A 26916-nucleotide genomic window follows, 5' to 3' on the forward strand; every position below is an offset into this window, starting at 1 on the left:
GCAAAAGTAGTATTAAAAAATGAAATCACTCTTAAAAAAAATCCCGCTATTAAAATACGCTGTAATTTTTATTCGTATTTTTTCCGTAAAGCCGAATTTTTTTGAACGCCTCCGCGCATTTATCCATTTTTTACTTGACTATCATCTATTTAAAAAAAGTGGGAAAAACAAGAACTACAAATTAAGCACTGAGGACTTATTTCCTAGAATTTACGACAAAACCACGTTAACCAATATTGACCCAATATATTTTCTGCAAAATACTTGGTGTGCAAAAAAAATTTTTGAAAATAAACCAACAAGACACTATGACGTTGGGTCTCAGGCACTTATGGTTGGGATAATATCTCAATTTGTCCCAACAACGATGATAGACATTAGACCTCTCTCCATTTCACTTCAGGATTTATTTTTTATCAAAGGAAGTATTACGGAATTGCCTTTCAGGGATAATGAGATTACGTCTCTTAGCTCAATTTGTGTCCTCGAACACATTGGGCTTGGGCGCTATGGTGACCCTATAGACCAGTTTGGTTCAGAAAAATCAGCAAAAGAATTAATTCGCGTTCTTGCAGATAATGGCAATCTTTATATTTCTGTCCCAGTTGACACTGAAAATAAGATTTACTTTAACGCTCATCGCGCCTTTACCCGTGACTATGTTTTAGAATTATTTAAGCCATTAAAACTAGTTGAAGAAAAATATATTTACGGAAATGACTTAATTAACGACTATTCCCCTACTAGAGGATTTGGAACTGGTCTATACCACCTTAAAAAGTAATAAAATGGAAAAGTCCGAAAACACAAATATCTATCTCAAAAAAGAGTATAACCATAAGCCGAGGTGGTATAGCTATTATCATCAATATCAAAATATTTTTAATCAAAATCCCGAAAGTGTCCTAGAAATTGGAACCGGCAGTGGTATTACAGCCAAAATACTAAGGGAAAATAATATAAAGGTTGTAGCTATTGATAACGACCCAAAAACTAATCCGGATATTATTGGTGATGTCCTTAAACTGCCCTTCGAGGATAATTCTTTCGACATGGCGGTAGCGTTCGAAATTCTGGAACATTTGCCTTTTTCATCCTTCTCTGTAGCTCTAAAAGAAATGAGCCGAGTTGCAAAAAAGAATGTTATCATTTCCATACCAGATCACGGAAAATCATTATTACGATTAACGTTCAAACTACCGTTCATTAAAGAGAAAAACATGCAAATAAGAATTCCAGCTATTAATAACAAGAAATACTGGGCTCCGTGTGGACACCATTGGGAGATGGGAAATATTGACTATCCATACAACCGGGTGGCTAAAGAAATAGAAAAAAGTGGTCTCAAAATAAAAGAAAGTTATATACCAAATGAGAGCGCCTGGACTAGATATTTTATTTTAAAAAAATAACATGAAAAACTTTATAAAAAATATAACCCCACCACTCTTCTACGCACTTCTAAAAAAGCATTTAGTAAAACAGAGGGTATTTTCTCCTGAATGGGTTACTCTCACCTATAAGCCACTCAATGGCATAAAAATATTTTTTGATCCTAGCGGACCTTGGCAAAAAACGATCATCAACAACACGTACGACACATTTCTTTTTGACAGACTAACCTCGGAAGACTTGCGGGGGAAAGTAATTTTTGATATCGGTGCTCATATAGGATTCCACTCCCTATACTTCGCAAGACTTGTAGGAAGTACGGGCAAGGTATATTCTTTTGAGCCTAATCCAAAAAATGTAGAGAGGTTTGAAATTATATGTGCTAAAAATGATGACATAAAAAACATAATCAATATATTAGGCGTTGCTGTTTCTAATGTTTTAGGGACAGAAGAATTCAGTATGAGTGACGACATTGAAAGCGGAAGGAGTTCTGGAGGATTTATTGATACAGCTGACACTATCTGGGAAAGGGGTGCGTTTAAACAAAGAGGATTTAAAGAAATAAAAGTAAGAACAGTTCCTATTGACCTTTTCAAGGGAGAGCTGGGGATACAAGAAGCCCCTGATGTAATGAAAATAGATGTTGAGGGGGCTGAATCTCTTGTCTTAGCTGGCGCAAAAAACACCATTTTGTCTAAAAAACCACTAATTCTTATGGAAATTCACTCAATGCTCAATATGTTTAATGTGGTATCTTTTCTCACCTCTATTTCCTATGAGCTAAAAATTATAAAAGAAGAAACGGACGGACGATGTTTTATAGAAGCTCGCTATAAAAACAAATGAAAACATTAAAAAATATTCTCTTAGGCGGGTTCTTTGTTTTTATTGTTTTTGTTTTTTTATACCCAAACCCATTTGGTAACAACCCTGACATAATTGCCGACGAAAGCTATTTCCTTACAAGCTCCCTTTCTGCAATTGAAAAAATAACTCTTCCTGGATGGGAGTTCTCGCAATCTGGTAATTACTATGGCGGAGTACAAACGTATATAGATTATTTTGTTTTAATACCAGTGCTCGGGGTCATCATGGCCTCTCATGATTTCTCTGTTATCTCAACCAAGCTTTGGGTTGCGTTGAACACTGGGGAACTCCTGCACATTCTTCGAATTGTAAATGGGTTACTTATGGTAGGTGCAATCATAGGATGTTATTTTTATTTTTCAAAGAGAAACATCCCAAAAAAATTATCTCTTACTCTAATTCTTTTTCTATTTTTATTACTAAGCAATGTCCTCATCATACAATTTTTTCATACAGCAAAAATATGGGGTGTTTATATAATCATAACCTCAATAATAAGCGCCTTGTTCATTGCAAATGAATATTATTTAACAAACTTCAAAGAACCATTTATTAAAAAAGAGAAATGGATACTACTTTTGGTTTGGAGTAGTGTGTTTCTTTTCTTCCAGAATTATGTAGGAGCAATATCAATTTTTTTGATAACAATATACGCGCTCCTGTTAGAGCACTTAAAAATATCGGATTTACTTAATTATTTAAAAAAATACTGGTACCTAATAATTCTGTTTGCATTAACACAAATATCATTCATACATAGAGCAATCTTTTTGAATTGGCTAACTGGGTCATTTGCCCAAATAATAGTCACTAACCAAGATGGTCAAACTGACTGGTTTTTGCGTTTATACAATCCGCTACTTTTTACAATAAAAAGTCACCCGCTTGTGGTGTTACTCTTTGTAGTGAGTGCCATTTGTTTATTTTTTTCTATATCAAAAAATAAACAAATTCTGCTAGATAAAAGAAAAGTGGTTTATTTATCCATGGCGTTAGCGCATCCATTTTTAGTCTATTTAATTTTCCATGTCGCAATAGGATTCAGTTTTACTATGAGGTATGCCATATTTTTGACGCTTGCATTAGCTTTTTCTTCAACAATTTTGTTAAGTGAAGCCAGGCTAATTTTAGTAAAAATATCACTGGGTTTAAGTGCGCTTTTGTTTTTCATAATAGGTATACACTCCATCCCTCTTTATTGGCATGAATCTTCGGAGATGACATTATTAAAAACAATAGAGAAAAAATATAATTCCCCAACAAATGTTTTTATTGAAAAACCAGACGCCCTACACCTCACCCTTCCAATAAACGCTGACTCTCTTTCTTTGTTGAACAAAAAAAGACAGAGTATGGGTCGTTTTCAATTCTTGTCACAAAACCAAGATTTACTACGAGATAACGTTTCTTTCAAACCCTTAACGCTTATTACATATAGCGAAGAAGAGCTAAGCGACTCATTAGCACATTTCCAAAAAAAAGATGTCTCTGTTTGGACCATAACAACAAATTGCAATAATTTATGCACATACCAAGAGTTAACGATGCAAACTTGTTTTGAGGTTCGTACAAACGCCTGTGGTACTGCCCCACAAGAAATAAATCTTTTAGCACAGTTTCTTTCATCAAAACAACTTGGACATTCTTATGTTGTCCGCAAAATACAATAAACCCGACACCTTAAACTTTAGCGATTCTAAATATAAACTTTTTGTTAACAAAAAAAGTAATTACTGCAAGACCCAATGAAATTATTATTTGAGATGTGGCATACCAAATATGCAGGTAGTCTACAAAAACATATAACAATAAAGTATTTAAAAATAAATTAATTAATATCTGGAGAGCCAAAAAAGATGGAGCTTCCATGTATATACGACCTTTTTTTGTGCCAAACGTCCAAAATTTCTGAAAAGTGAAGTTCACAACAACCGCAATAAAAAAAGCACAAATAGATGAAGCCAGGTAATAAACACCTAAAATACTTGTAAAAAAATATAGAAAAAAAACATTAACAACTAAGGCCACCCCACCAACAATACTGAACTTAAAAAACTGCCAATACTTCCCTGACCTAACTTCTATCATTGCCAACAAAGCCTTAAGTCCGTGCCGCCAATTAACCTTTTTCCCTTCCTCGCGACTTCTTGGAAAATAGTTTATTGGGACCTCAACAACATTACCAAACTTAAATAATTCATAAGTTAAATAAACAGCATCAAAAACAAACCCATCTTCTTTCCACTGCAACAATCGACTAATAGCCTGTCGAGGAAACAACTTGTAACAAGTTGTTATATCCGTAAACTTACTACCAAAAAATAGATTGAAAACGTTGGTTAAAAACTTACTACCGTAAAAATACACAAAACTATAACGCTCATTTTTTTGACGCAATCGCGAACCAAAAACAATCTGATGCTTTTCATCTAGGGCTCCGACCATTCTTTGATAGTCACTGGGGTCATACTCAAGATCGGCATCTTGAATTAAAACAAAGTCCCCTGTTGCTCTTTCTAGTCCACTTTTTAAAGCCGCACCCTTGCCTCCGTTTTTTGTCCTTAATACTATGGTGTGTATTTGAGAATATTTGTTTATCTTATCCTTTGTTTCGTCGCTTGAAAAATCATCCACAATGATTATTTCCCTCTGCCAATTTGATGGTAAATAGGCCGCCTCAACGCGTTCTATAATTTGATCTATTGTCTTTTCCTCGTTGAAGCAAGGGATAATAATGGAAAGCTTAGACATAACTTTTGCAGTATATCATCACTTTTAGACATGGTATATTTAACAGAATGAAAAAAATTATAATACTCAGAACCACAGGGAATGAGCTATCTAACCAACTTTGGAACTACGTAAGTGTCTACGCTTATTCTCTTGAGAAAAATCTAAAACTAAAAAATTATTCCTTTTTCGAATACGGAAAATATTTCACCACACCAACACCAAATTTATTTTTTAAGTTATTTTTCTTCCTTCCATTCACTAACTACACAAAACGAAAATCATCCTTAAAAAGAAGGCTCTGGCGCAAGGTATACGAATACTATGCAAGAATAATCATTTTAATACACGAAAAATCAATTATTGTTTCTGATAACAACGAAAACAAACCATTTTATCTTCCACCAACAACCGAGAACGAAAAGCTATCCATTCTTGAGAAATCAAACAACACAATTTACTTTGATGGGTGGCTTTTCCGTAATCCTGCCGGTATTCAAAAATATTACGAGAAAATACTAGAATATTTTAAACCACGGAAAGACATTGAAGATAATGTAAAAACACGAATAAAAAATATACGAAATAGTTTCAAGAACGTCATAGGGATTCATATTCGCCAAGGTGATTACAAAACATGGCGTGGTGGGGCTTATTTTATTCCACAAACAAGAGTCCGCGAAATTATTGATGAGTATTTAAAAGTCTCCGAGAATAATGCCTCCGAAACATATTTTATTATCACCTCTGATGAACCAGTTGATATTCCCCTATTTAGCGGTTTAAACGCCTCCATCAGCAAAGAAAATGCTGCACACGACCTTTTCTTGCTTTCTTCAACTGACGTTGTAATTGGCTCAAATAGTACTTTTGGAGCTTTCGCCTCTTACTACGGAAACATTCCCTTTATTGTTATGCAAAAAGAACAAATTGACTGGAGTTATTACCAAGACAAAAAGTCTTATTTCGAAAATAAATACTGCACGATGGTGCACTATTAATTTACTCCTTAGCTCGAATGAAATTTATTATTCTTTCCGCTCTCTTGTCCCAAGTGTGAAGTAAAACGTCATCGTAAGCCCTATCCGTTATATCCATAACTAAATTTTCTCCATCAAGCGCCTTTTTTATTCCAATAGCCAATGCTTCAGAATTATCTGGCAAAACAATAATTGCATTCTCGTTATTTACGATTTCTCGTATTGAAGGGATATCTGTTGCAACTATTGGTCTCCTGCTTGCCATATACTCAAAAAGTTTCATTGGGGAAGTATAGTATTTTGAGATGTCTTCTTTTGCGGTGTTTGGTAGAACCAAAACATCAGCAGATTTTTGCCACAAAGGAATCTCTGAGTGATCTTTGTGTCCAACAATTAATATATTTTTATTGTTTCCGTATTTTCCTTTAAACATACTAACGTCCTCATCTGTTCCCCCGATAAAAATTATCAGGCAGTCTTTTGGAAGAATTTTCCCTGCTTCTGCTAAGGTATCCACTCCTTTCCACAAATACAGGTGTCCTGTGTATGCAATAATTTTTTTATCTTTTGGTAAGCCTAATTTTTCTCGCGCCTCTTCTTTGCTTACCGAGATGTCAAAATCACCAACCTCGACAGCGTTACGCTCGCATATTATTTTTGCCCTATCTATGCCAAATAATCGCACCACTTCCTCTGCTTTCCATTTGTTTGTTACAAGGAGATACTTAGCTCGGCAAAACAACGCCCTGTAAAAAAAACTTTTTCCTTCTGGGAAATCATGTAATTCATATAATGTGTTCGGGAAATAAAAAGTTGAAAAAATAACTGGCAAAGATTCATTTGAATATATTAGATCTTTTCTACCTGCCTTAAACAAAAGATAAATGAAGCTAATAAATGAGAAAACGATAAAACTTATTTTAAAAATTAAATTCTTGAAGAAAGGAACCCCAAAAAAATCAATTGTTGGTAAATAAACTACATTAAAATTTTCACTTAAATCATAGTAAGAAAAAGGGTTGGACTTACTCCTCCCCAAACGTCTTGGAACAAGCAAGGTCACCGAAAAACCACTTTTTCCAAAAGCTTCACATTCCTTTGCAGCGAAAAGAGAAGCCGCTTTTTCGCTAGGAAAACGACCGTGGAAGATTAAAAATAGCCTTTTCATCCCATTAGAAACAGAAGGCGTCCTTAAGCAACGCTTCCACGGTTATTCTAATAAAAGTAATATTTGTCATTGAATCTTTATAAAAAATATACCCATACACGGCAAAACTGTTCATGTTTCTAACGGGACAAGTGCGAGTCTGATTGTATCAAATTAGATGATATACTTGAAGCCAAAATAATGAAATTTCTATACGTAAACACTGGTAATAAATACGCCCCCGACAAACACCTTCTAGACGGCCTTAGGGAAAATGGGCACGAAATTTTTGAATTAATTGTGAATGAAACAGGGTTAAGTAAATATATAAATTTTGTGCGCCGTTTCCGGAAAGAAAAACGCACATTGGATGCGGTTGTTATTGGATATGGTTTGCCGTTTTTAATACCATTCGCTCGAATAATGACTAGAAAAGATGTAATCTTTAATGCTGTTTCTTCGCAGTACGAAGCAAACGTAATATCAAGAAATGTAAACACCCCTATATCGTTCGGGGCACTAAAATGGTGGTTAATCGACTTTATTTCGTTTCATCTTTCGTCTAAGGTACTTCTTGAGAGTAGTGCTCAAATTAATTTTATTCACAAATTTTTTCTTATATCAGAAAAAAAACTTATACTTTCACGAATGGGGGTTGATGAGGAAATCTTCTTCAAAGATAATTCTATTCAAAAAAATAAAAAATTTACTGTATTGTTTAGAGGGAGATTTCTTCCGGAATCTGGAATACTCACTGTCATTGAAACAGCAAAGAAACTGGAAAACCAAAATGTAGAGTTTCTTATTGTTGGACATGGATTCATGTATAGAGAAGTTAATGCGCTAATGGAAAAGCTTAAGCCAAAAAATATCGAGATGGTACACGAAAGATTGGGTGATGACGAGCTAAGAAATCAAATGCTTTCTTGTCACATAAGCCTTGGGCAACTTGCGGACCACCCACGCCTCCTTCGTACCCTTCCTGCAAAATTATACGAGAGTTTAGCATTAGGTCTCCCTTATCTCACAGGCAGAAACGCTGGTGTATTTGAGATATTAAAAGAAGACGAAACCTGTATTGCCGTTGAACCAAACAACCCAGATGATTTAACGAAAAAAATACTGTATCTAAAAGAAAAACCTGAAATACTTAGCCAAATATCAGAAAACGGGTATAAACTTTACAAAGAAAAACTTACGTCAAAAAAACTAGCACAAGACTTTATTTCTAATTACCTAAAAAACAAATGAAAATTTTTGTCATTGGAACAATAGACAACAAAGGTGGAGCAGCTAATATATCCTGGGAGCTTCGAAAGAGACTAAAAGTTGACGGCCACTCTGTTCCAACATTTGTACGCTATAAATATTCAAGCGAGCCAGATGTTTTTGTTATACCAAGAAAACGTTATCAAGACTGGCTCGTTAAACTTTTTGCAAACGATCTTACTTTTGCCAAAACAGACTATCTTTTAGAAACAAAAGAATTCAAGGAGGCGGATATTGTTCATTGCCATAACCTACATAGTAATTTTTTTAACCTTTCTACTCTACAAAAAATGTCGCTCCAAAAACCAGTTGTATGGACAATGCATGATATGTGGGCATTTACTGGCTTCTCGAGTAATAGTGCCACTCTCAAAAATCCAAATAAGAAAAAATTTTTACTTTATCTTTGGGATAATACTTCTCGTCTTTTGGATACAAAAAAGAAGATATACGAGAAATCAAAAATTAATGTAGTCGCTGTGTCTGATTGGATTAAAAAAGAAATGGAAAAAAGCATCCTCCGCAATCAAACAATTATTCGTATTTATAATGGTATAGACACGGAAATATTCAAACCCCACGAAAAAAGCTCAACAAGGAAAGAACTTGGCCTTCCTATTGATAAAAAAATTATTGCTTTCGGCATAAAAGGCTGGGGGGACTCAAATAAAATCGTAGATGACTATACTAATGACGAAAGCGTCTTTTTTATAGCTATCGGCCACTCAAACATAAAAACTGATAATAAAAATTATAAGTCGCTCCCCAAAACACAAGACAGAGAATTATTTGCGAAATATCTTTCCTGCACAGACGTTTTTCTACACCCCACACCAGAAGACTCTTTTGGTCTTATAAGTGCTGAGGCTATGTCATGCGGGGTCCCTGTGGTTACTTATGACATAGACGCTCTCCCTGAAATAGTGACTCACAAGGAAACAGGTTATGTTGCAGAATATAAAAATATAGATGATTTAAAAATGGGAATTAATCACATTTTAAATCTTTCAAAAGAAGACTACTCCGCGATGAGCACAAAGGCGAGAGAAAGAATAATTAATAATTTCTCTCTAGAAAAAATGTATAAGGAATATCTTTCTTTGTATAAAAATCTACTGAACAAAAATTAATCCTTCTTCGCAACAACAAAATATCCTAAGGGTATTCTTTTGCTTACATTTCTATACCTTTTAGACATCTTAAAAAATAACAAATCTACAAAAACTGCGATATTTTTGAAAAAACTCTTAAGAAAACTTGGCAACATTCCAGAGACAGACTGATAAATCATAGAAAATAACCCCAGTCCGATTTCTTCTATTTCCACATTCTCAAATCCGTTTTCTTTAAGCATTTCTTCTATTGCAGAACGAGTATATCTAAAATAATCATCGGGGCTACCGTGGATATGGTGCATAAACGGAACTGCGAAAATAAATATTCCGCCATTCTTAAGAACACGGAAAGTTTCTGATACTACATTATTAAATTTATAAACATGCTCCAAAACGTTCATGCACAAAACCGCATCAAATTTATCATCTTCAATTGGAAAAATTTTTTGTATATCAAAAACCATATCACACCCATATTCCGCACTAATATTAACCGAGGTAAAAGAATGTTTGCCTCTTATAAGGTCGTGATACTCGGAGTTAAAATTACCACCTAAATCAAGAATGATGCCGTCAACTGAAATGGACTTCAATTTTTTATACTCCCCATCTCTAATTATTGAATAAGTCATTTAGTGTACGATTATTTCTTCTCTAATTTAACAACAAAAGAAAGCGCAAAAAGTGATGGCCAAATCTTGGTCATAAATCTTAATATTACTCCAACCAAAAAATAATCCTGCCAAAATGTATTCATTCGTATCTCAACTAAACTAAGTCCACTCTCTTTTGTCATCTTTCTTAAACCGCTGTAATTAAACCAGTATATATGCCCTTTGTTCGGCTTATTATTTTCTGGAATCGCGCCAAATAGCGTTTGAATACGAGCAGGCAACGAACTAAAATTTGGAACACTTACTACAACGTATTTTTTTGATACACGGGTAGCCTCTCTTAAAAGAATTTCTGGGGTGTAAAGATGCTCCAGAAGATCGAGTATAGAAACCGTATCAAATGTATTATCTGGAAATGGAATTTTGTTATTAAAATCAAAAACAGTAGCCTCAATACCCCTGTCTCGCGTCTTACTTATTCCCTCTTCTGAAATATCAAGGCCATTACCTTTTATCCCCTTTTCTTTCAAAAGAGACAAGAACAACCCGTCCCCAGAACCAAGATCAAGAACTATCCCGCTATCAATCATCGAAAGAGCTGCTTTGTGACGAAAGCAAACAACCTGCACATCTTTAGACCATCTATTGTTTTCAAATTGTTTTACACTCATGATGTTATCAATTTAGTAAATTTTTCTGCCACAACCAAAACATCGTAATTAATCGCGTGAATAGCTAATTTTTCTGCCATTAAATCACCATCTGTCTTGCTTTGGTTAAGTAGTAAGTCAATCTTTTCAACAAAACCTTCTGTGTCACCAACAGTAACCATATTACCGTGAACCACTTGAGGAATGATATCACGTACTGCCCCAACGTCGCTTGCAACAAATGGTATGCCGAGTGCCATCGCCTCAAGAATCACGCGAGGAAAACCCTCCTCTTCTGAGGGCATAAAAAATATGTCTGAGGCAACAAAATATTCCGGCAATTCTCGGTTTGCCACCGCGCCAACCAGCCGAACATTTTTTTCAAGCCCTTTATTTTTTATTTCCCTTCGCAAAAAATTTTCATCTGGACCAGAACCAGCAACAATAAAAATAGTATTTTGGCGCGCTCGAATAATCTCTAAGGCCACAGGTAAAATCATTCGTGACCCCTTGCGTGGAGAAAGGCGGTGGGCAAACAAAATAACTTTTCCATCCTGTGGAATATCTAATTTCTTGCGAGCTTCTTCTTTGGAAAGAATACTTTTAAAACGTCTAAGGTCTATCCAATTTGGCATAACCAAAACTGATTCTCTTTTTATTCCATAGTGTTCCGCATATTTATCCGCAAGAGAAGGTGCGCCCGTTACCAAGTGTGTTACCATCTTGTAAACTGATCTCTCAAAAAATTCTCTCAAAAAATTGCGTTTATATTTCCATGGCTCTCCACAATTCCAATAAAAAACTCGTCCGCCGAAAATTTTTATAGTGATGGCTGCAAAAAATGCCGAGAGAAATGAATAATGAACATAGAAATCTCTGTACCCAGAAAAACATGCCAGCAAAAGAATAACTTTGGTTTCAATTATCCTGAACATAATAAACCTAGACTTTAAAACATATGATTTTTTATAACCCAAAGACACGGGTGGTTTTGACCCTTTTTCGATCACTAGATATATATCGAAAATACCCCCTATTTCCTTCAAAAAGTCATGTATATGCGAAAAATGAGACGCATCAGCAGTCTCGTAGCGCGGAAGAATATAACATAGTTTTGGCTTCATATAAGGCATTATGGGGCGAAAAGGTGCTGTGTCAAAGCTCTATATCTGGATTACCTAAAACAGCTCGCCCACGATTCCTGCATCTTTTTTAGATACTCTTCTTTTTCCAAACGAAGAACTTGTATTGCCTCTTGGGCGCTCGTGGCACATTCTTTTCTCGCTTGTGGATCATTTATAAAATGCTCCATATTATTAACAAAACAATCAACATCTCCACTATCACAAACCAAAATATCTTTATCCTTCTGCAAAATATCTCCAACGATTCCCACGTCACTAGAAATAATCGGGCAAAGAGACGCAGCCGCTTCAACAAGCGTCATTCCAAATCCTTCATAGTTTGAAGGGAGAATAAAAGTGTCTGCTGTTTTGTAATACGAAATCATTTCGTTTTGCCAAGACTCAAGGACGACGTTTCCGCCCAATTTGTAATTTTTAATTTTAAATTTTAAGTTACTCTCTTCGGGCCCTGAGCCAACAACGACAAGCCCGACGTTGGGATATTTTTTTACTAAACTACTCATCGCCTCCAAAACCACGCCGATATTCTTTTCACGAGTTAATCTTGAGGCAACGAGAAAAATAAAATCAAACTGAGGATATCTTTTATGTAAATCAATAACTGGATTTACTTTACGAATGCTTTCTACATCAACAAAAATTGGAAGAATGGTTGGGGTATTTGTTAGACGATAGTTATTAGTCTTTAGGGAAGAAGAAATGCGCCTGGAAACAACACGGATACCGTCTGAGCGCGGAAGCAGAAATCTTGAAATCATAACGCGAAATTTATTCAAAAAAGATTCACTTCGAAAATATGGACTTAAAAAATCAGTATGAATTTGAAGCTGTAGCTTTGATTTTGTTTTTTTAGATATACCCCAAGCGACAAAACCATTTTCAAAAGGGTCCTGCGCAGTAATCAGATAACCGTCGCCACCTAAACCAAAGTCCTTGGTGAGATACACACCTAAACGGTACGCCTTAAATAACGAGAGTATTTTAAAACGAGAAGTTACGGAATAAACAAAAACATTTTCGCTAATTCTTAATCTTTGTTTTTTATCGATATTTTTTTCTCCTGACTTTCCCACTACCAATACGTAGAGCTTGTCGCAAATAGTTCCGTAAGAAACCATGCGCGCTCGAACGGCGCTTCCCCCCTCGAGAATATTCTTGTCAGTAGAAATCATTATCACTTTCATCCCGTACAAAATAGGAAACGCTTTAAACGCGACTTTATAAAACGTTTACCTCTTCCAGCTTTTAAACATAACTCTCTCGACCTTGCATCTTCTTCGTCAAGACACGCTTCGTAATAAATCAACTCGTAAGGGCCACGTCCTTTCGTATATGTAGATTTACTATCGTTGTGCTCCTTAAAGCGTTTCCGTAAATTACTCGTATATCCCGTATACAACTTACCATCTTTTTTGCTTTTTAATACATAGGTGTAAAACATAACAATGTTATTTTGTACGGGACAGGTTCCTAAAAAGATAGGGCCTTAATCGTCTCTTTTAACATACGTTCGCGATTAAATAAAACCACAGTACTCTTAGCGTTCCCCACCAATTCATCAGAAAAGGCCTCATTAAGCAGAATTTTCTCAACCGAGCGTACAATTGCATCTCTGTCGTCTAGCTCCACCAAAATGCCATTTTTCCCGTTTTCTATCACCTCCGGATTCCCACCAATATTAGTCGTCACGATTGGTGTCCCAAGCGCCATAACCTCAAGCAATTGGTGCGAAAAGCCCTCGTAGGCGGTGTTTAAAACAAATACCGAGGCACTCTTTATATATTTAAAAAGCTTCTCCTGAGAAAGAGCTCCTGCCAAAAAAACAGAAGATTCCAAACCAAGCTCTTTAATTGCCCCCTCAAGTTTTCTCCTCTCTTTCCCTTCTCCTGCAATAATCAATTTAATATCTGGAAAATGTTTAATGAGCCTTGGCATAAGCGCCACAAGCGTCAAAAAACCTTTCCACGGGACAAGTCTCCCGGCTGACAATATAATTCTCTCTCGCTTAGTTTCATCTATGTCTGTTTTAATCTCTCCGTCAAAAGAGTTATAAACAACCGTTATTTTATTTTTATCAATTCCCCAATTAGAAACTATCTGTTTTAAATATTTACTCGGTACAATAATTTTATCCGCTCTTTCTGCAACTTTAGTTTCAATATATTTTAAAATAAAAACAAACAAACCATACCCGCCTCTCTTTTTTGAAAATTCATCAAGCAAGTCTTTTACTTGAAACCTTGAAACTCCTTGCTCCCAGGCGTAATCACCAACAATTTTCAAAACAAATTTCTTCCGTAAAAATTTTGACGCAATCATCGCAGGAAAACCAACCGATACTGGATCTTGAGCATAAATCACATCGCATCCGCGCGCCCGTAAAATTGTTTTAACAAAATAAACAAAATGTCGAATAAGTTTTGGTAGATAACGTACCTCACCAAAACTCAAAACATCAACATCAATCCCCTTCTTTGGTAACTCTTCAAAAAGCGCCAAGCTATACGAAGCTGGTCCACCAATATCTGGCGGATAAATTCCTGTGGCGATAAGTATTTTTTTGTTAGTAGTCATCTATTTTTTACTTTCAAAAAGTTTATCGAAAACGTTTTCTTTCATATCCTTCGAAATAGTATCCCAATCATATTTTTCCTGCACTAACCTTAACCCATTTACAACCAACTTCTCCTTAATCTCTTTGTTGTTTACAAGGCTTTCTGCTTGTTTAGCAATCCCCTTTGGGTCGCGAACCTTTACAGCAAGGCCAGTTGGTTCTTTATCTTTATTAATTTCTGGGTCAAAGAGAAAATCTGAAATTCCACCTTCTTGTGTGGCAATTACAGGTAATCCCGCTGCCATCGCTTCAATAAAAGAAATGCCAAAACCCTCTGAAAGAGACGGCCTAATAAAAATATCAGATATTTTTAAATATTTTAGTATCTCTTTATTATCTATTTCACCTAAAAAAATAACCCTTGAGGATACTCCAAGATTTTGAGCAAGCATCCTCAACTCGTCCTCATCTGGACCAATTCCAATTACAAGGAATTTATATCTTTCTGGTAAATCAACAAGGGATTTAATAACATCGTCTACCGCATTTTTCTTCACCAACCTAGAGGTTGTAACCATATAAACGTCATTCTCTTTTTTACCTAGTTTATTTTTTAACTCAGTAAGTTCTGTATCTCCAACTATTTGTGAAAAATGTTTTACGTTTACGGCATTCGGAATCACAACACCAAAACCCTTAAACCCCATATCTCTTCCCCATCCCATAAGGAAAGTGGAAATTGTTTGCAAAACAGTAGCCCGCCTAAATCCCGCCACAAAAAGCGGATAAATTGGCAACATTTTTCGTTTTATATATTTAATTGGATCTCCCTCCTGAAGAGTCAGGACGTACGGCACTTCTCTGTGCATCATGTTAAAAATCGCAGCAGGAACAGCACAGGAATGAGCCATCATTGCCCATACTCCATCGTAACTATTCTTTCTATGAAGCTCAGCTGCCTTAAAAGCCGAGCTAAACTGAAATAAAAATTTATTTAAATGAAGAGGAAACTTTCCTAAATCAGATATCTTTGGATTGTTTGTTGTAAAACCAATACGATAGACTGTCACATTTCCTATCCTTTCAATCTCAGGTAGTTTTTTGTCGTAACGAAGCGTCACCATGTCAAAAGAAATATCTTCTGGTTTAAATCTGTCGGTAATTTCCTTTATAGCCACCTCCGCTCCTCCGATAAATCTTGGGTAATATGAGAGTGAAAAAATTAATATTTTTTTCATTTTTACGCCTTATTATTTTTGATTGACTGAATATATTCCTTTATATCCTCTTCTGTCTTCCATCCTAACAGCTTTGACTTTGAAATATTTAAGGCTGCACCCATTCTATTCCCTTTTCTTTCTGGAAGCATTTTTATTTCAGAGCCAAACATTTGAGCTATCTCTAAGATACTGTACGAACGCTCATCACCTAACCCATACTCATCCCCCTCTCCTTTTTCTCCAACCAAAACAAGACCACGTACAATATCTTTTACGTGAGTAAAATTACGAACCTGTGTTCCAGGGAGAACCACCGATAGCGGTTCTCCATTTTTAAACTTTTCAGAAAAAATACCGATAACGGTGGCATATGAACCAGTTGAGATCTCTCGTGGTCCATAAACATTGTAAAAATAAGTAATCGCATACGGAACGTTAAACCAATCTCCATAATTAACCACAAGATCTGTGTTCGACGCCTTGGTCCAAGCATATGGACTTTGATATCTACCTAAGCCGTTATCACCAAACTTTGTACTTGAACCTGCGTAAATAATTTTTGAATTATGCTTCCTGGCGAACTCAAGCACTGCAAAAGTACCAACAATATTAAAATCCCAAACCGTTGGGACATCATTAAAACTTTGTTCCACCCTAGAATATTCTCCTAAGTGGTAGATGATATCTGGTTTTTCTGAGACGTGTTTATCTATGTCTTTTGTATGTCCCTCCCTGTAATCAACACCTTCTATATGATTCTCTTTTTTCCCGGTAAAATAATTGTCTAAAGAAATTATTTTGTGCCCACTTTTAACAAGCTCTTCGCATAAGTAAGAACCAATAAAACCGGCTCCGCCGGTTACAAGAATTATTTTTTTATTTTCGCTACTCATAAGTTCTGCAAACTATATAACTAATACAAGAAAAGGCAACGCTAGCTCACATCCTCTTCAATATCAAAATCATCGGCGGAAAGTTCGTCTGGTTTTTTACCAGAAGACGCGCCACTAAACATAATACCTAGAACAGCGACAATAGACAGAGCTCCGACAGCCAAAAGCCACTTAAAAGGAAACTTCTGGTTTTGCTCTGAGGATTTAGTTTCCGTTTCCTCAACAGCCGAGGCACTTGCCGCCATCACCCTATTACCCGACTGTTTACTACTGCTAACACTTTTAACTACCGGGCTGGACTCTATGTTAGGGGTACTCTCACTATCTTCTTGTGGGGTGTACTCTGAAATCCGATCACCATACGTGGTTGCCATAGCACCACTTGGATATAGTAAGAACGGTTTATCACCCAAACTAAAAGAGAAACCTGTGACCAGAGAAGAAAAAGAAACTTTTCCACCTGACATTATTATGGTGTTTTTGGGAATAAAAAACTGCGCGCTCTGAGACCTTAGTATCCAACCAGACAAATCAAGTTCGTATTTTGAGTTGTTCGTCACTTCAATAAAATAATCTGAAGCGTCCCCAATTTTTGAAATAATTATTTCAGGGGTTACAGCCGAAACCTTCAATCGATCAGAACCAGAAAAATATCCCGACGAAACCTCAAGGACAACAACATACTCTCCAGGATAACGATATGTATGGGTAACACTTCTTCCCTCTTTAAATGAGCCGTCTCCAAAACTCCACATGTACTGCGCGTTTTCAATAGGCTCTTTTTTTAAACCAAGTGCAATACCACTGAAGCTAATTAGCGCCCCAGCAACAGTTGTCTTATTGGCTCCCGCCTCAACAATCATCTGTGGCTCAACTGGAAAACTAGAAACAATGCTGTTTGTTGAAGCGCCTGAATTTTGTTCTGCTGTCTGATTGCTTGTAGTAGTTTCCATAACAGGGTTTGATGGGTCGCTCAAAGTAGCGCTTCCTGGTGTTGGGGTCGCGGAAAGCCACACGCCAGAAGAATTTTTTTGTAATGACTTGCCATCATTTTTTGCACCCAATTCTGCTGTATATGTTACAGAATTGGCATCTGTGACTAAATCATCCTTATTGCTTTTCATTGCCAATTTTTCGCCATCATTCAAAGAAAAAGAAGCTCTAAAAAGTAGTCCGGAGAAGTTAGTGAAATAACCCTTAAAAATACTCGGGTCTTTTGAAATTATTGCGTATCCTCCTGGTTGAATCACCGATGCGCCATCGGCCGTAATACCGTGGTTGATGTCATTCTCAAAAAATATCCATTTTGTAAAATCAACAGCGGTAGAACCAATATTTTGAACCTCAACCCACTCACCACCAGAATTCGCATCAGATCCCTCTGGGTCATACATGATTTCAGAAAAGGAAATTTGAGCACCAGCAAAAACCGGCGTAAAAAACAAAAATAGAAATAATTGGAATTTTAATCTTCTATTCGTCATGCCCCAAAAGTTTTCTTAAAACCTCTTCTGGTATTTCTTTAGGTCGAGGAGCACCTCCATCTTTTTTAGCAACTACTTTTTCTATCTCTTCTTGTTTTTGCTCTTCTTTTTTTATGGTCGACGGAGTGTGGTCTACCGGCACAATAACTTTCCCCACAATTTTACCTTCATGCATTGCCTCATCAAGCATGTGTTTTAAGGCAGAAACATTGCGTGACGAAGTAACTTCACTTTCTTTCTTGAGGTCACTAAGTGAAAAATTTTGCTTTTTTATCTCGTATTCTTTTTCGTTATTTATTTTTTTCGCTGTATGTGATTGCTGGTGTTCAACTTTTTTATTTTCATTATTCGATACAAAAACCTTACTCTCCGCAAAAGCTTTAGCAAAAGCCTTATTTTCTTCTTGCTTTTTTTCCACCGAAGCAACCGCTGGCGCTTTCTCTTCCGCTACTTCTGTCCTGGTTACGTTATTTGTAAAGTGGTTATCACGAGGCGCGAATATTTTTCGTTCATCATTTTTTTCTCCGGGTCTCCCACTTGAAACAGAAGGGGTAAAAACTTTTGGTTTCTTATCTTTTGGAGTAGATGGTACCGGCTCGTACCATTTTGCAATCGCACTTTCAACTAGAGAGCGTGGTGAGGCGTAATTCTTTCTTGTGTTCTCTACAACTTTTTCCATGAACGATACAGCTGGCTGGGCAATCGGTGGTAACGTTATGGCAGAAAATGGCTTTGAGCCGATGCCGTCAATCATAAGCCTCAAATAGATTTCAGCGAATCCCAAATTAACGATATCTTCGGCAACATATTCTGGAGCAAATTCTTTTTCAAAAACTTCCGCGTCAGTTGAACCAACTCGAAAAACAATCATCGTACCAACGTTACCAAACACAGCGGCCTGCACTTCTTCTGGCATCTGTTCAATATATTGATGCGCAATTGTAAGATTTAATTTATATTTTCTTGCTTCAGAAAGTATTTCTGCAAAAGACTCGTTGGCAAATGACTGGAACTCATCTACGTAAAAATAAAAATTTGGTAACTTGGCAAGTTCTCCAGCTGAGGCGTCGGCGCGTGACATGGCAGCGAGATAAATTTTGGTAACCAACATATTTCCAAGCAAGGCAGAGTTCTCAATACCCATTCTTCCTTTTGAAAGGTTGAGTATCATTATCTTTTTTTCATCCATTACCTTTCTTATATCAAAAGAAGATTTCGGTTGACCAATAATATTTCTAATCAATGGATTGGAAACAAACTGACCAATTTTATTTTGAATAGCAGCACCAGCTTCCTGCATATACCTATCTCCGTACTTAGCAAATTCATCAACCCAAAAAGCCTTAACCGAGGCATCTTTAACATTCGCAACAACAAGGTCACGATAATCTTTATCAGAAAGCATTCTGTTGACGCCGAGCAGTGTTGAGTCTGGATACTCCAAAAGCGCTAAGAGAATATTATTTAAAATATATTCCATTCTCGCCGACCAAGCATCCACCCAGATCTTCTTGAATGCATTCATCAAACCATTCGCAACCAAATAACGTTTACTCGGATCAACATCCTCCATAACGTTAAAAGAAACTGGGTACTCGGTGTCAAAAGGAGCAAAATAAATTACGTCCTTAATTCGATGCTCTGGAATGTAATCAAGAAGTTTTTCTGCTGTACCACCATGAGGATCAATGAAAGCGAGGCCTTCCCCATTTTCGATATCCTGCACCGCCATGTTTTCAAGAAGAGTAGATTTACCCATACCCGTTTTCCCAATCACATAAACATGACGAGTGCGGTCTATCGCCTGAATACCAAATTTAAGCCGACGATTTCGGGCGTTGGTTTCAGCTAGATAATTTATTTTTTTATTGTCATCCACGGCTTTCATCAAAGTATACTAAAATATGTGCTAAACAAAAAACCCCAGCTCGGCCTAAGGCCTCGCTGGAGTGTTAGAACGGTTAAATACTATCCGTTCCCATCTTCTTTGGTGGGGAGATCTCCCCACTCTTTGTTTGCTACATGGTCGCTGTGACCGTCGGGTTTACTGGCCGTTGCTAGCTCGCGAAAACGCAAAACCGACTTTATGTCCCAATCGCTACCATCGTGATGCTCACTTGCTTGTTGCTTTTTGATACTCATACACAACTCTCCTTGTTTTACGTTTTGAAAACAAAAACGTCGCGGAATATATCGCGACTTCTATATATTAACACACCCTTAGAAAAAAGCAAGGGTTTAAATTAATGGAAAATTTGGACGATTTTTATCTCTCTAAGGCTCCTAATGTGTACTTATTTGCAGGATCCCACAAAATCCACGAGGTAAGGCCGGCGTCGTAAGTTGCGTTAATTTGTGCCCTAACCTCGGTCGCCCCATAAGTTCCACCGTATTGAAAATCCTGAAGCCATGGTCGCAATTTTAAGCGATTTTCTGGGGTTTTTGTATACCTTGGTGGGGTTGTTGTACCAATGCGATAGCTCCCCTTCAAGTATATTGGTGTGGTTGTTGCCTCGGCGCGAGAAACGGCATGCGACATAGAAAAATTGACCACGCCATAAACATGTAAATTTGGATTCTTCCACCCATTAAAATATGGTGGGTAGTGTGACGGATATACCATCGGCATCACATAGTCAAAATATGGAAGTGTTCGTTCAAGAACTTGGCCAATATTTAAGTCGTCAGTATTGGTTGTGGTCATCCCAAAAAGATCAGCTGAAAGCTTGGCTCCAGTTGGTGAAAGTTTTTCGTGTAAATACACAAAAAATTCTTCAAGTGCAACTGCTTTGTTTTTTCCTTTACTCCAAGTGAAATCAATGTCCTTCATATCTCCATCTGAAGGAAAACGAATATAATCAAAATTTAACTCATCAAAACCTAGTTTGTAAGATTCTTCCCCCAAAGCAATTATGTAGTCCCAATAAGGCTTAGCTCCAACATCAATAAACGAAAGTCCTTTTCTGTCTTTCCAAATTGCACCATCGCTTGCACGCTTAACAGCGAGCTCTGGGTGCTTCTTTGAATAATACGGGTCCTGAAAAACGGTTATGCGGGCAATTGTATAAATACCTTTTTCGTGAAGACTTGCCACAAATTCACGGAGGTCAGAAATTTTACAACCAGAAGCAGAGTTATCTTTCAAAAGTGGGTTATCTGACTTAAAAGAAATAGTTCCGCTATAATCTTTCACGTCAATAATGATAGCGTTTATTTCTGTGTCATCGGCGATTTTTGCTAAACGCTCGCGAAATGATGGCATACTTCCCGCACACGCTGTCATATAAATTCCCTTTAGTGGTTCTGGAGTTTTAAGATGAACAACCGACAATTCTGTTTTTACCGATTCTCCAGAAGCTTTAGTGTCAGCCGCCTTAACACTGGCAACTTCCTTTAATTTTTCTTCTTTTTTAATATTTTGATCTTCGTTTAAGTAAACATTCTGTGTTAACTGAGCAATACCAAAATACGAAACAGCGAAAAACCCCGTTAAAAGGCCTCCGACTAAAAATGGTTTTTTAATATTTTTTTTAACCATTTACTATATTGACCCCATAAACCCGCCTGGCTCTTTGTTATCACCAGGAACAGCATCACCAATTGTCGTTGAGCTATTGTTTGTTGCTATTTTGGGGACCATATTTTCAGTAAAAGAATTTTCTTTTTTCTCCAACGGTTCGCTACGTTCACCACTTCGATAGGCAATAAAGGCTAGTGTCGAGATTGCTACACCAAATACAAACGTAAAAAATGAACGCCACGCCCCAGGGAAACCCGTCAGTGGTAAAATGGCCGTTAAAATACCGAGTAAAATGATTGTTCTCTTTTTTGACATAACTTCAGTATAACGTATTGCTTCCCAGCAACAAAACACATGTATTAATTAACAATTACAACAAACTCTCCGCGGATTTTCTCTTTGTTTTTTTCAAAAAATAAAATCAGTTCGTCGGCTGTACCAAAAAGCATTTCCTCGTGAATTTTTGTAAGTTCACGTCCAATTATAATTTTACGCTCCGGACAAAACTTTTTTAAACTATCAAGGGCCTTCGAAATTCTGTGAGGAGATTCATAAAAAATTACTGGCCGTTTTGTTTCGACAATTTCTTTGAATATTGTTTCTCTTCCTTTTTTATGTGGCAAAAACCCTAAAAACAAAAACTCCGAAGCTGGGATTCCTGCAACAGATAAAGCAGAGGTTAATGCTGATGGCCCAGGAATAGTGACGATTGAGATTTCCTCAGAGGAAAACCTCTCTCTGAGCTTTCCAACTAAATGAGAGCCTGGGTCAGAGATAGCTGGAGTCCCAGCATCTGAAACAAGTGCTAGCGACTTCCCTTCTTCAATTAGTCCGAAAATTTTTTTAAGTGTTGCGTCAGTTGAATGTGCATCATAACGAATCAGTGGCTTTTTGATTTCGTATCTCGACAGAAGTTTTGCAGTCACTCGTGTATCTTCACAAAGAATTGCATCAACCTCTCCCAGTACACGAATAGCCCTCAAGGTTATATCCTCTAAGTTTCCGATTGGTGTCGCAACGATAAAAAACGTAGTCATATTTGAATCCTAAATGAAATCTAACAAAAAGTGAACCGGGTGCTTTCGCACCCGGACTGCTCACTCCTCCTTCAGTAGTAGCTGTAGACTCTCGGCACTTCTTCGTCTCCTTGAAATACGAGACGCTCCTCGTGTCGGCCGAGATAAACAACCGCCCATCCTCCCTTGAACATAAACCACAAATTGCCGTGCCCGCGAGCATCCTCATTGTTCCCCTTGATTAAATGTGGGTGACCGAACTTCTCGAGTCTAAAGCTACATGATCCGGATTGCGTCACCGCTTCTCCGAATTCACTACACTCCTTGACCCAATTCATACATAGAACAAGGGTCTCGCCAACAATAAACTGGCGATATACGGCATAAAGTGGACCCCTGAATACTCGCCCGTTCGTATGTATTTCCACGTCGACCCGATGCATCCTTTGCAGAAGGTCTGAAGTCCAACGTGGAGTTTCTACCGAACCCCACTCAACGAGTTTTTTACCGCTGGCCTTCATTTTCTGCCCAACGAAAAGAGCTACGTGGTTAATTGCTCGCATCAATAATGCTAATGCGATAATCAGGTAGAACGAAATGTTCTTACGAACACGCTCACAAAACAAACACTTAGCTTTTTCCATTTTTCACCCCCACACAAAGAATTGGCCACAAGCACTGGCAACAAAATAACAAAGAGTTCCTAAAGACTTATTATATCAGATTACTTAATTAAACTATCCCCTATTTTAAAAACATCACCAGCCCCCATTGTTATTAAAACATCGCCATCTTTTAGGGTGCTTTTGAGATGACCTTCTATGTCTGTAAAACCAAAAAACGACTTGGCCTTATTACCAATTTTTGAAGCAAGCATTTCACTATTGATACTTCCGTCAAATTGTTCCCGCGCAGCGTATATTGGCGCAATTAAAACAGTATCGGCATCATTAAATGCGTTTGCAAAGTCATTTAATAATAATTTTGTGCGCGAATAAAGGTGGGGCTGAAAAACAACTGTAATTTTTTTATCTTGAAATTTTTCTCGAGCCCCAGAAAGTGTTGCTACAACCTCTGTTGGATGGTGCCCGTAGTCATCGTAAATAAGAGCTCCGTTTTCACTCTTTCCTTTGTACTCAAATCTTCGCCATGTACCCTTAAATTCTTTAAGTGATTTTTTTGCTCTGGAAATATCTATCCCAACCACATTAGCGACGGCAAGTGCGACCGCCGCGTTTTTTCTGTTGTGTTCCCCTAAAACAAGCATTTCTATTTCGCTATCATAAAAATCCATATAGTCGACAACGGTAGACGTTGTTTTGTTTACAATATCCATCAGCCGCTCATCGCCACGATCGCATACCAAAACCCCTTCTCTTGGAATCAATTCAACAAAAGACTTAAAGGCGCTTTTGATATCTTCCAAATCTTTATAATAATCAAGGTGATCATTATCAATGTTTGTAATCACTCCGATTGTTGGGTTGATATTCAAAAATGAACGTCGATATTCACAAGCTTCAACTATAAAATACTCTCCTCTCCCTGCAACAAAATTACTCCTCCCAGAAGCAGACTCCTCAAGCAACTTGCTGCCAACCACAACTGTTGGGTCTTTTTCCGCGTCAATAAAAATTTTGGCAATCATTGCGGTGGTTGTTGTCTTGCCGTGCGTTCCGGATACTGCAATTGTTTTTTTATTTTTAGAAATTAACCCAAGTACTTCTGGGTAAGACAGGTAGACGATGTCTCGCTCTTTTGCTGACACAAATTCTGGATTATCACTATTTACAGCAACGGTATAAACAACCAAATCAACACCATCTCCAACGTTTTCTTTCTTATGCCCAACGAAAATAGTTGCCCCAGAAAGAGCTAGCTCTTTAGTAATTTCAGATTCTTTAACGTCCGATCCGGAAACTTTTTTTCCCTCCAAAATCATCATTCTCGCTATTGCCGACACACCTATGCCTCCAATACCTATAAAATGAATGTTGTTATATTTTTTTAAATCCATTGTAAAAATTAGCTTAACACATCAATAGTATAATTTTTAGACCCAAAAATTTCTTTTACTTTTTGCCTAAAAAATGGCGAGTCTTTGGAAATAACAAAGCGAAGACCTCCTTCCCCTTTTTCGTTAAATCGCCCAGCGACCTCTTCGGCAACAACGAATGCTGGGTTAAAAATTTCTACATCGTTACCAACCACGTCACGAAAAATATCTTCAACTATTGGGTAATGTGTGCAAGCAAGCACTAATGTATCAAATTTACCTTTGTGTTTTTCTAAAACATTGGCAATCATTCCGCGCATTCCCGCTTCAGATGTTCCCTCCTCGATTGCCCCGGCTAAGTACGGAATGGGGTAAGCTTCAACATCCATACCAAGTGCCAAAAATCCATTCTGATAAATTCCTGAACGAATCGTCGCTGTTGTGCCAACAAGAAGTATTCTTGAACTTCGCCTTTCCCTAAAAGCTCGAACTGTCGGACCAACCATCTCAACAATATCAATCGGTTTAATATCTAAAATATCAAACATTGGCATAACAATATTTGAAGAAACACTATTACAGGCGCTGACAATCTGCGTAGCACCCTCACTAAGCAATCTTTGCATTCCAAGTACAGTGAGCGCACCAAGTTCTTCGGGGGTCTTTTCTCCATAAGGAGAATTTTTTAAATCTCCAAAATAAACAAAATTAGCCTGTGGTAATCGTGCGATTATTTCTTTCAAAACAGTAAGGCCACCCGAGCCTGAATCAAAAATTCCAATCATAGTGCCCGGGAGAGGATTTGAACCTCCACACCCTTACGAGTACAACGCTCTGAACGTTGCGTGTCTACCAATTTCACCACTCGGGCTTTCTCACCAATTTCCACAAAATACAATTTGTTTTTATTTATCCGCAAAATTAATTTTAGCGAGCTTGCTATATATAAGCGTGTACGCAAAAAAGGTCATTGGAACTGTTACAAACAAACCAATACCCAAAGCTAGTACGCCCAAGAGGTTCAATCCAATAATTGCCAAAAAGACCCTAACAAGGTGCCAACCCTGACCTTTTGTCATCATCCAGCTTTCAGTAAGAGCTTCGAGTGGGTTGAGCTCTTTATCGATAATCAAAAATTTATAAAACTGAAATCTTATGGCAAAAATGATTCCCGGAACGATAAGTAAAACAAGACCAAAAATAACAATCACAAAATAAAACAAAGTCCCAATTAGATAATTCAAAAAAAGATGAGACTTATCAAAAAAATTCTTAAACTTAACACTTTTTTCTTCCAAAAACATTAAGGCTATGTGAATAACTCCAATATTTACAATTGCATTAAAAACCCAAGCAAAAAAAGAAAAAAAGAAATGTCCCCAAAAATTGCCGTTCTGCTCAAAGGCGCGAGAAACCATTTCTAAAACAGTCGAGGAAAAAAGAGAGAAAATCATCACAAAGAAAACCAACCAAAAATGCTTCTTTGTTTTCTGCCAACCAAATTTAATGGCTTCTTCTATGTTGAAATGGTATTCCTTCATATCTTTAAATTATACAATAAAAACAAAAAGCTGAGAAAAAATGTGCGAGTGGAAGGAATCGGACCTTCGACCTCTGTCTTATCAGGACAGCGTTCTACCACTGAACTACACTCGCATACAAGACACCTTTCTTACAAAACACCATTATTGAAACCGAATGAACCGAATATATACCAATTTCTTAATTGCGTATATCAGGACAGCGTTCCCCGCCCGACTGAACGATGTCAGTCGTTCGGGCGGGTACCACTAAACCATGCCCGAACGTACTTCTTTTTTACGAGCGGGTACACTCGCAAGTAAAAACCAACGACGAAACTATAACAAAAAGTGCCCTCGCGGGCAACACAGAAATGAAAAACCGCCCCGATGAAACCGGGACGGCTTTGATCTGGCTTTTCACCAGTACAGATGCAGAATGCTCGCCAATTTGAACGGTGCGAGCCAAAACCACGAAAGTGGCACGTATTCGCCGTTGGCCGCGCTAACAAATGCGGCCATGCTGAAGATCATGTAGAACACCGCCAAGACCGCCATCACCCCCCAGAAATACTGAGCGATGGTGCCGTTGCTTTCCCTCCTGTAGACAATGTCCTTCACGTCTCTTCCAAAGTACTGTGTGCTTCTCTGCATGCTTCTCTCCTTGAGTTATGCTCCTATTATCTATTCAATCACATAATAGCTAAAAAGTCAATACCATGAATCACCTTGATTTTAAAGTGTTATTTTACAAACTAATCGCCTATAACTAAAAAGAAATTACTGTCTTGGTAATTTCTT

General features: G+C 37.3%; 28 protein-coding genes and 2 tRNA genes. 7 read left to right on the forward strand and 23 right to left on the reverse strand.

Annotated elements, in window-relative coordinates; translation table 11 throughout:
* Positions 1-19 precede the first annotated feature (19 nt).
* The 4 genes from WC724_02260 to WC724_02275 are packed head-to-tail and all read left to right on the forward strand — an operon-like array spanning position 20 to position 3932.
* Positions 20-784 carry a DUF268 domain-containing protein gene (locus WC724_02260; protein ID MFA6077824.1) on the forward strand — a complete coding sequence of 255 codons (765 nt, stop codon included), beginning with the start codon at positions 20-22 and terminating at the stop codon, positions 782-784.
* A 4-nt stretch (positions 785-788) separates the two neighbouring features.
* Positions 789-1412 carry a class I SAM-dependent methyltransferase gene (locus WC724_02265; GenBank protein ID MFA6077825.1) on the forward strand — a complete coding sequence of 208 codons (624 nt, stop codon included), beginning with the start codon at positions 789-791 and terminating at the stop codon, positions 1410-1412.
* Position 1413: 1 nt separating this feature from the next.
* The gene (locus WC724_02270; protein ID MFA6077826.1) at positions 1414-2241 is read left to right on the forward strand and encodes an FkbM family methyltransferase; all 828 of its coding nucleotides are present in this window, start codon (positions 1414-1416) and stop codon (positions 2239-2241) included.
* Positions 2238-3932 carry a hypothetical protein gene (locus tag WC724_02275; protein ID MFA6077827.1) on the forward strand — a complete coding sequence of 565 codons (1695 nt, stop codon included), beginning with the start codon at positions 2238-2240 and terminating at the stop codon, positions 3930-3932. Before WC724_02270 ends, WC724_02275 begins: the two co-directional genes overlap by 4 nt.
* Positions 3933-3942: 10 nt before the next feature.
* On the opposite strand, the gene WC724_02280 is transcribed toward WC724_02275, so the two are convergent.
* Complete coding sequence (locus WC724_02280; GenBank protein MFA6077828.1) at positions 3943-5013, reverse strand: bifunctional glycosyltransferase family 2/GtrA family protein; 1071 nt, start codon at positions 5011-5013, stop codon at positions 3943-3945.
* Positions 5014-5060: 47 nt separating this feature from the next.
* Between WC724_02280 and WC724_02285 the strand changes: the two genes are divergently transcribed.
* The gene (locus tag WC724_02285; protein ID MFA6077829.1) at positions 5061-5993 is read left to right on the forward strand and encodes an alpha-1,2-fucosyltransferase; all 933 of its coding nucleotides are present in this window, start codon (positions 5061-5063) and stop codon (positions 5991-5993) included.
* A 1-nt stretch (position 5994) separates the two neighbouring features.
* On the opposite strand, the gene WC724_02290 is transcribed toward WC724_02285, so the two are convergent.
* Positions 5995-7140, reverse strand: coding sequence for a glycosyltransferase (locus WC724_02290; GenBank protein ID MFA6077830.1), 1146 nt, complete (start codon positions 7138-7140; stop codon positions 5995-5997).
* A 180-nt stretch (positions 7141-7320) separates the two neighbouring features.
* On the opposite strand from WC724_02290, the gene WC724_02295 reads away from it, so the two are divergent.
* Both WC724_02295 and WC724_02300 read left to right on the forward strand, forming a co-directional pair.
* Positions 7321-8370, forward strand: a complete 1050-nt coding sequence (locus tag WC724_02295) for a glycosyltransferase (protein ID MFA6077831.1) — start codon at positions 7321-7323, stop codon at positions 8368-8370.
* Positions 8367-9518, forward strand: a complete 1152-nt coding sequence (locus WC724_02300) for a glycosyltransferase (GenBank protein MFA6077832.1) — start codon at positions 8367-8369, stop codon at positions 9516-9518. Before WC724_02295 ends, WC724_02300 begins: the two co-directional genes overlap by 4 nt.
* Here the strand turns inward: WC724_02300 and WC724_02305 are convergent.
* The 21 genes from WC724_02305 to WC724_02405 form a co-directional block, all read right to left on the reverse strand.
* Complete coding sequence (locus WC724_02305) at positions 9515-10135, reverse strand: methyltransferase domain-containing protein (GenBank protein MFA6077833.1); 621 nt, start codon at positions 10133-10135, stop codon at positions 9515-9517. The genes WC724_02300 and WC724_02305 overlap by 4 nt on opposite strands.
* Before the next feature lie 11 nt (positions 10136-10146).
* Positions 10147-10788 carry a class I SAM-dependent methyltransferase gene (locus WC724_02310; protein ID MFA6077834.1) on the reverse strand — a complete coding sequence of 214 codons (642 nt, stop codon included), beginning with the start codon at positions 10786-10788 and terminating at the stop codon, positions 10147-10149.
* Positions 10785-11891: a glycosyltransferase family 4 protein gene (locus tag WC724_02315; protein MFA6077835.1), complete on the reverse strand. Its 1107-nt coding sequence runs from the start codon at positions 11889-11891 to the stop codon at positions 10785-10787. Before WC724_02315 ends, WC724_02310 begins: the two co-directional genes overlap by 4 nt.
* Before the next feature lie 50 nt (positions 11892-11941).
* Positions 11942-13096 (reverse strand): glycosyltransferase family 4 protein, encoded by a 1155-nt coding sequence (locus WC724_02320; protein MFA6077836.1) that lies wholly within the window; start codon positions 13094-13096, stop codon positions 11942-11944.
* The gene (locus tag WC724_02325) at positions 13093-13353 is read right to left on the reverse strand and encodes a GIY-YIG nuclease family protein (GenBank protein MFA6077837.1); all 261 of its coding nucleotides are present in this window, start codon (positions 13351-13353) and stop codon (positions 13093-13095) included. The genes WC724_02320 and WC724_02325 overlap by 4 nt, the downstream gene beginning before the upstream one ends.
* A 29-nt stretch (positions 13354-13382) precedes the next feature.
* Complete coding sequence (locus WC724_02330; GenBank protein ID MFA6077838.1) at positions 13383-14486, reverse strand: glycosyltransferase family 4 protein; 1104 nt, start codon at positions 14484-14486, stop codon at positions 13383-13385.
* Entirely contained in the window at positions 14487-15704 is a 1218-nt protein-coding gene (locus tag WC724_02335; GenBank protein MFA6077839.1) for a glycosyltransferase family 4 protein, read from the reverse strand.
* A gap of 2 nt (positions 15705-15706) precedes the next feature.
* On the reverse strand, positions 15707-16579 hold the full coding sequence (locus tag WC724_02340; protein MFA6077840.1) for an NAD-dependent epimerase/dehydratase family protein: 873 nt from the start codon (positions 16577-16579) through the stop codon (positions 15707-15709).
* A gap of 41 nt (positions 16580-16620) precedes the next feature.
* Positions 16621-18063 carry a lamin tail domain-containing protein gene (locus WC724_02345; GenBank protein ID MFA6077841.1) on the reverse strand — a complete coding sequence of 481 codons (1443 nt, stop codon included), beginning with the start codon at positions 18061-18063 and terminating at the stop codon, positions 16621-16623.
* Entirely contained in the window at positions 18053-19951 is a 1899-nt protein-coding gene (locus WC724_02350) for a type IV secretion system DNA-binding domain-containing protein (GenBank protein MFA6077842.1), read from the reverse strand. The genes WC724_02345 and WC724_02350 overlap by 11 nt, the downstream gene beginning before the upstream one ends.
* 80 nt (positions 19952-20031) lie before the next feature.
* Positions 20032-20205, reverse strand: coding sequence for a hypothetical protein (locus tag WC724_02355; protein MFA6077843.1), 174 nt, complete (start codon positions 20203-20205; stop codon positions 20032-20034).
* A 124-nt stretch (positions 20206-20329) separates the two neighbouring features.
* Positions 20330-21601 (reverse strand): putative glycoside hydrolase, encoded by a 1272-nt coding sequence (locus WC724_02360; GenBank protein ID MFA6077844.1) that lies wholly within the window; start codon positions 21599-21601, stop codon positions 20330-20332.
* A 3-nt stretch (positions 21602-21604) separates the two neighbouring features.
* Positions 21605-21898 (reverse strand): hypothetical protein, encoded by a 294-nt coding sequence (locus tag WC724_02365; protein ID MFA6077845.1) that lies wholly within the window; start codon positions 21896-21898, stop codon positions 21605-21607.
* A 44-nt stretch (positions 21899-21942) separates the two neighbouring features.
* Complete coding sequence (rsmI, locus tag WC724_02370) at positions 21943-22620, reverse strand: 16S rRNA (cytidine(1402)-2'-O)-methyltransferase (GenBank protein MFA6077846.1); 678 nt, start codon at positions 22618-22620, stop codon at positions 21943-21945.
* A 71-nt stretch (positions 22621-22691) separates the two neighbouring features.
* Positions 22692-23243 (reverse strand): hypothetical protein, encoded by a 552-nt coding sequence (locus WC724_02375; GenBank protein MFA6077847.1) that lies wholly within the window; start codon positions 23241-23243, stop codon positions 22692-22694.
* An 80-nt stretch (positions 23244-23323) separates the two neighbouring features.
* Positions 23324-24616: a UDP-N-acetylmuramate--L-alanine ligase gene (gene murC, locus WC724_02380; GenBank protein ID MFA6077848.1), complete on the reverse strand. Its 1293-nt coding sequence runs from the start codon at positions 24614-24616 to the stop codon at positions 23324-23326.
* An 8-nt stretch (positions 24617-24624) separates the two neighbouring features.
* Positions 24625-25380, reverse strand: coding sequence for an aspartate/glutamate racemase family protein (locus WC724_02385; protein MFA6077849.1), 756 nt, complete (start codon positions 25378-25380; stop codon positions 24625-24627).
* 2 nt (positions 25381-25382) lie between these two features.
* A tRNA-Leu gene (locus WC724_02390) sits at positions 25383-25466 on the reverse strand.
* A gap of 34 nt (positions 25467-25500) precedes the next feature.
* On the reverse strand, positions 25501-26136 hold the full coding sequence (locus WC724_02395; protein ID MFA6077850.1) for a hypothetical protein: 636 nt from the start codon (positions 26134-26136) through the stop codon (positions 25501-25503).
* A gap of 43 nt (positions 26137-26179) precedes the next feature.
* A tRNA-Ile gene (locus tag WC724_02400) sits at positions 26180-26251 on the reverse strand.
* A 284-nt stretch (positions 26252-26535) separates the two neighbouring features.
* Complete coding sequence (locus tag WC724_02405; GenBank protein ID MFA6077851.1) at positions 26536-26736, reverse strand: hypothetical protein; 201 nt, start codon at positions 26734-26736, stop codon at positions 26536-26538.
* Positions 26737-26916: the final 180 nt, after the last annotated feature.

The sequence above is a fragment of the Candidatus Paceibacterota bacterium genome, assembly GCA_041661305.1.
Classification (GTDB): Bacteria; Patescibacteriota; Minisyncoccia; order Phycocordibacterales; family VMEP01; genus VMEP01.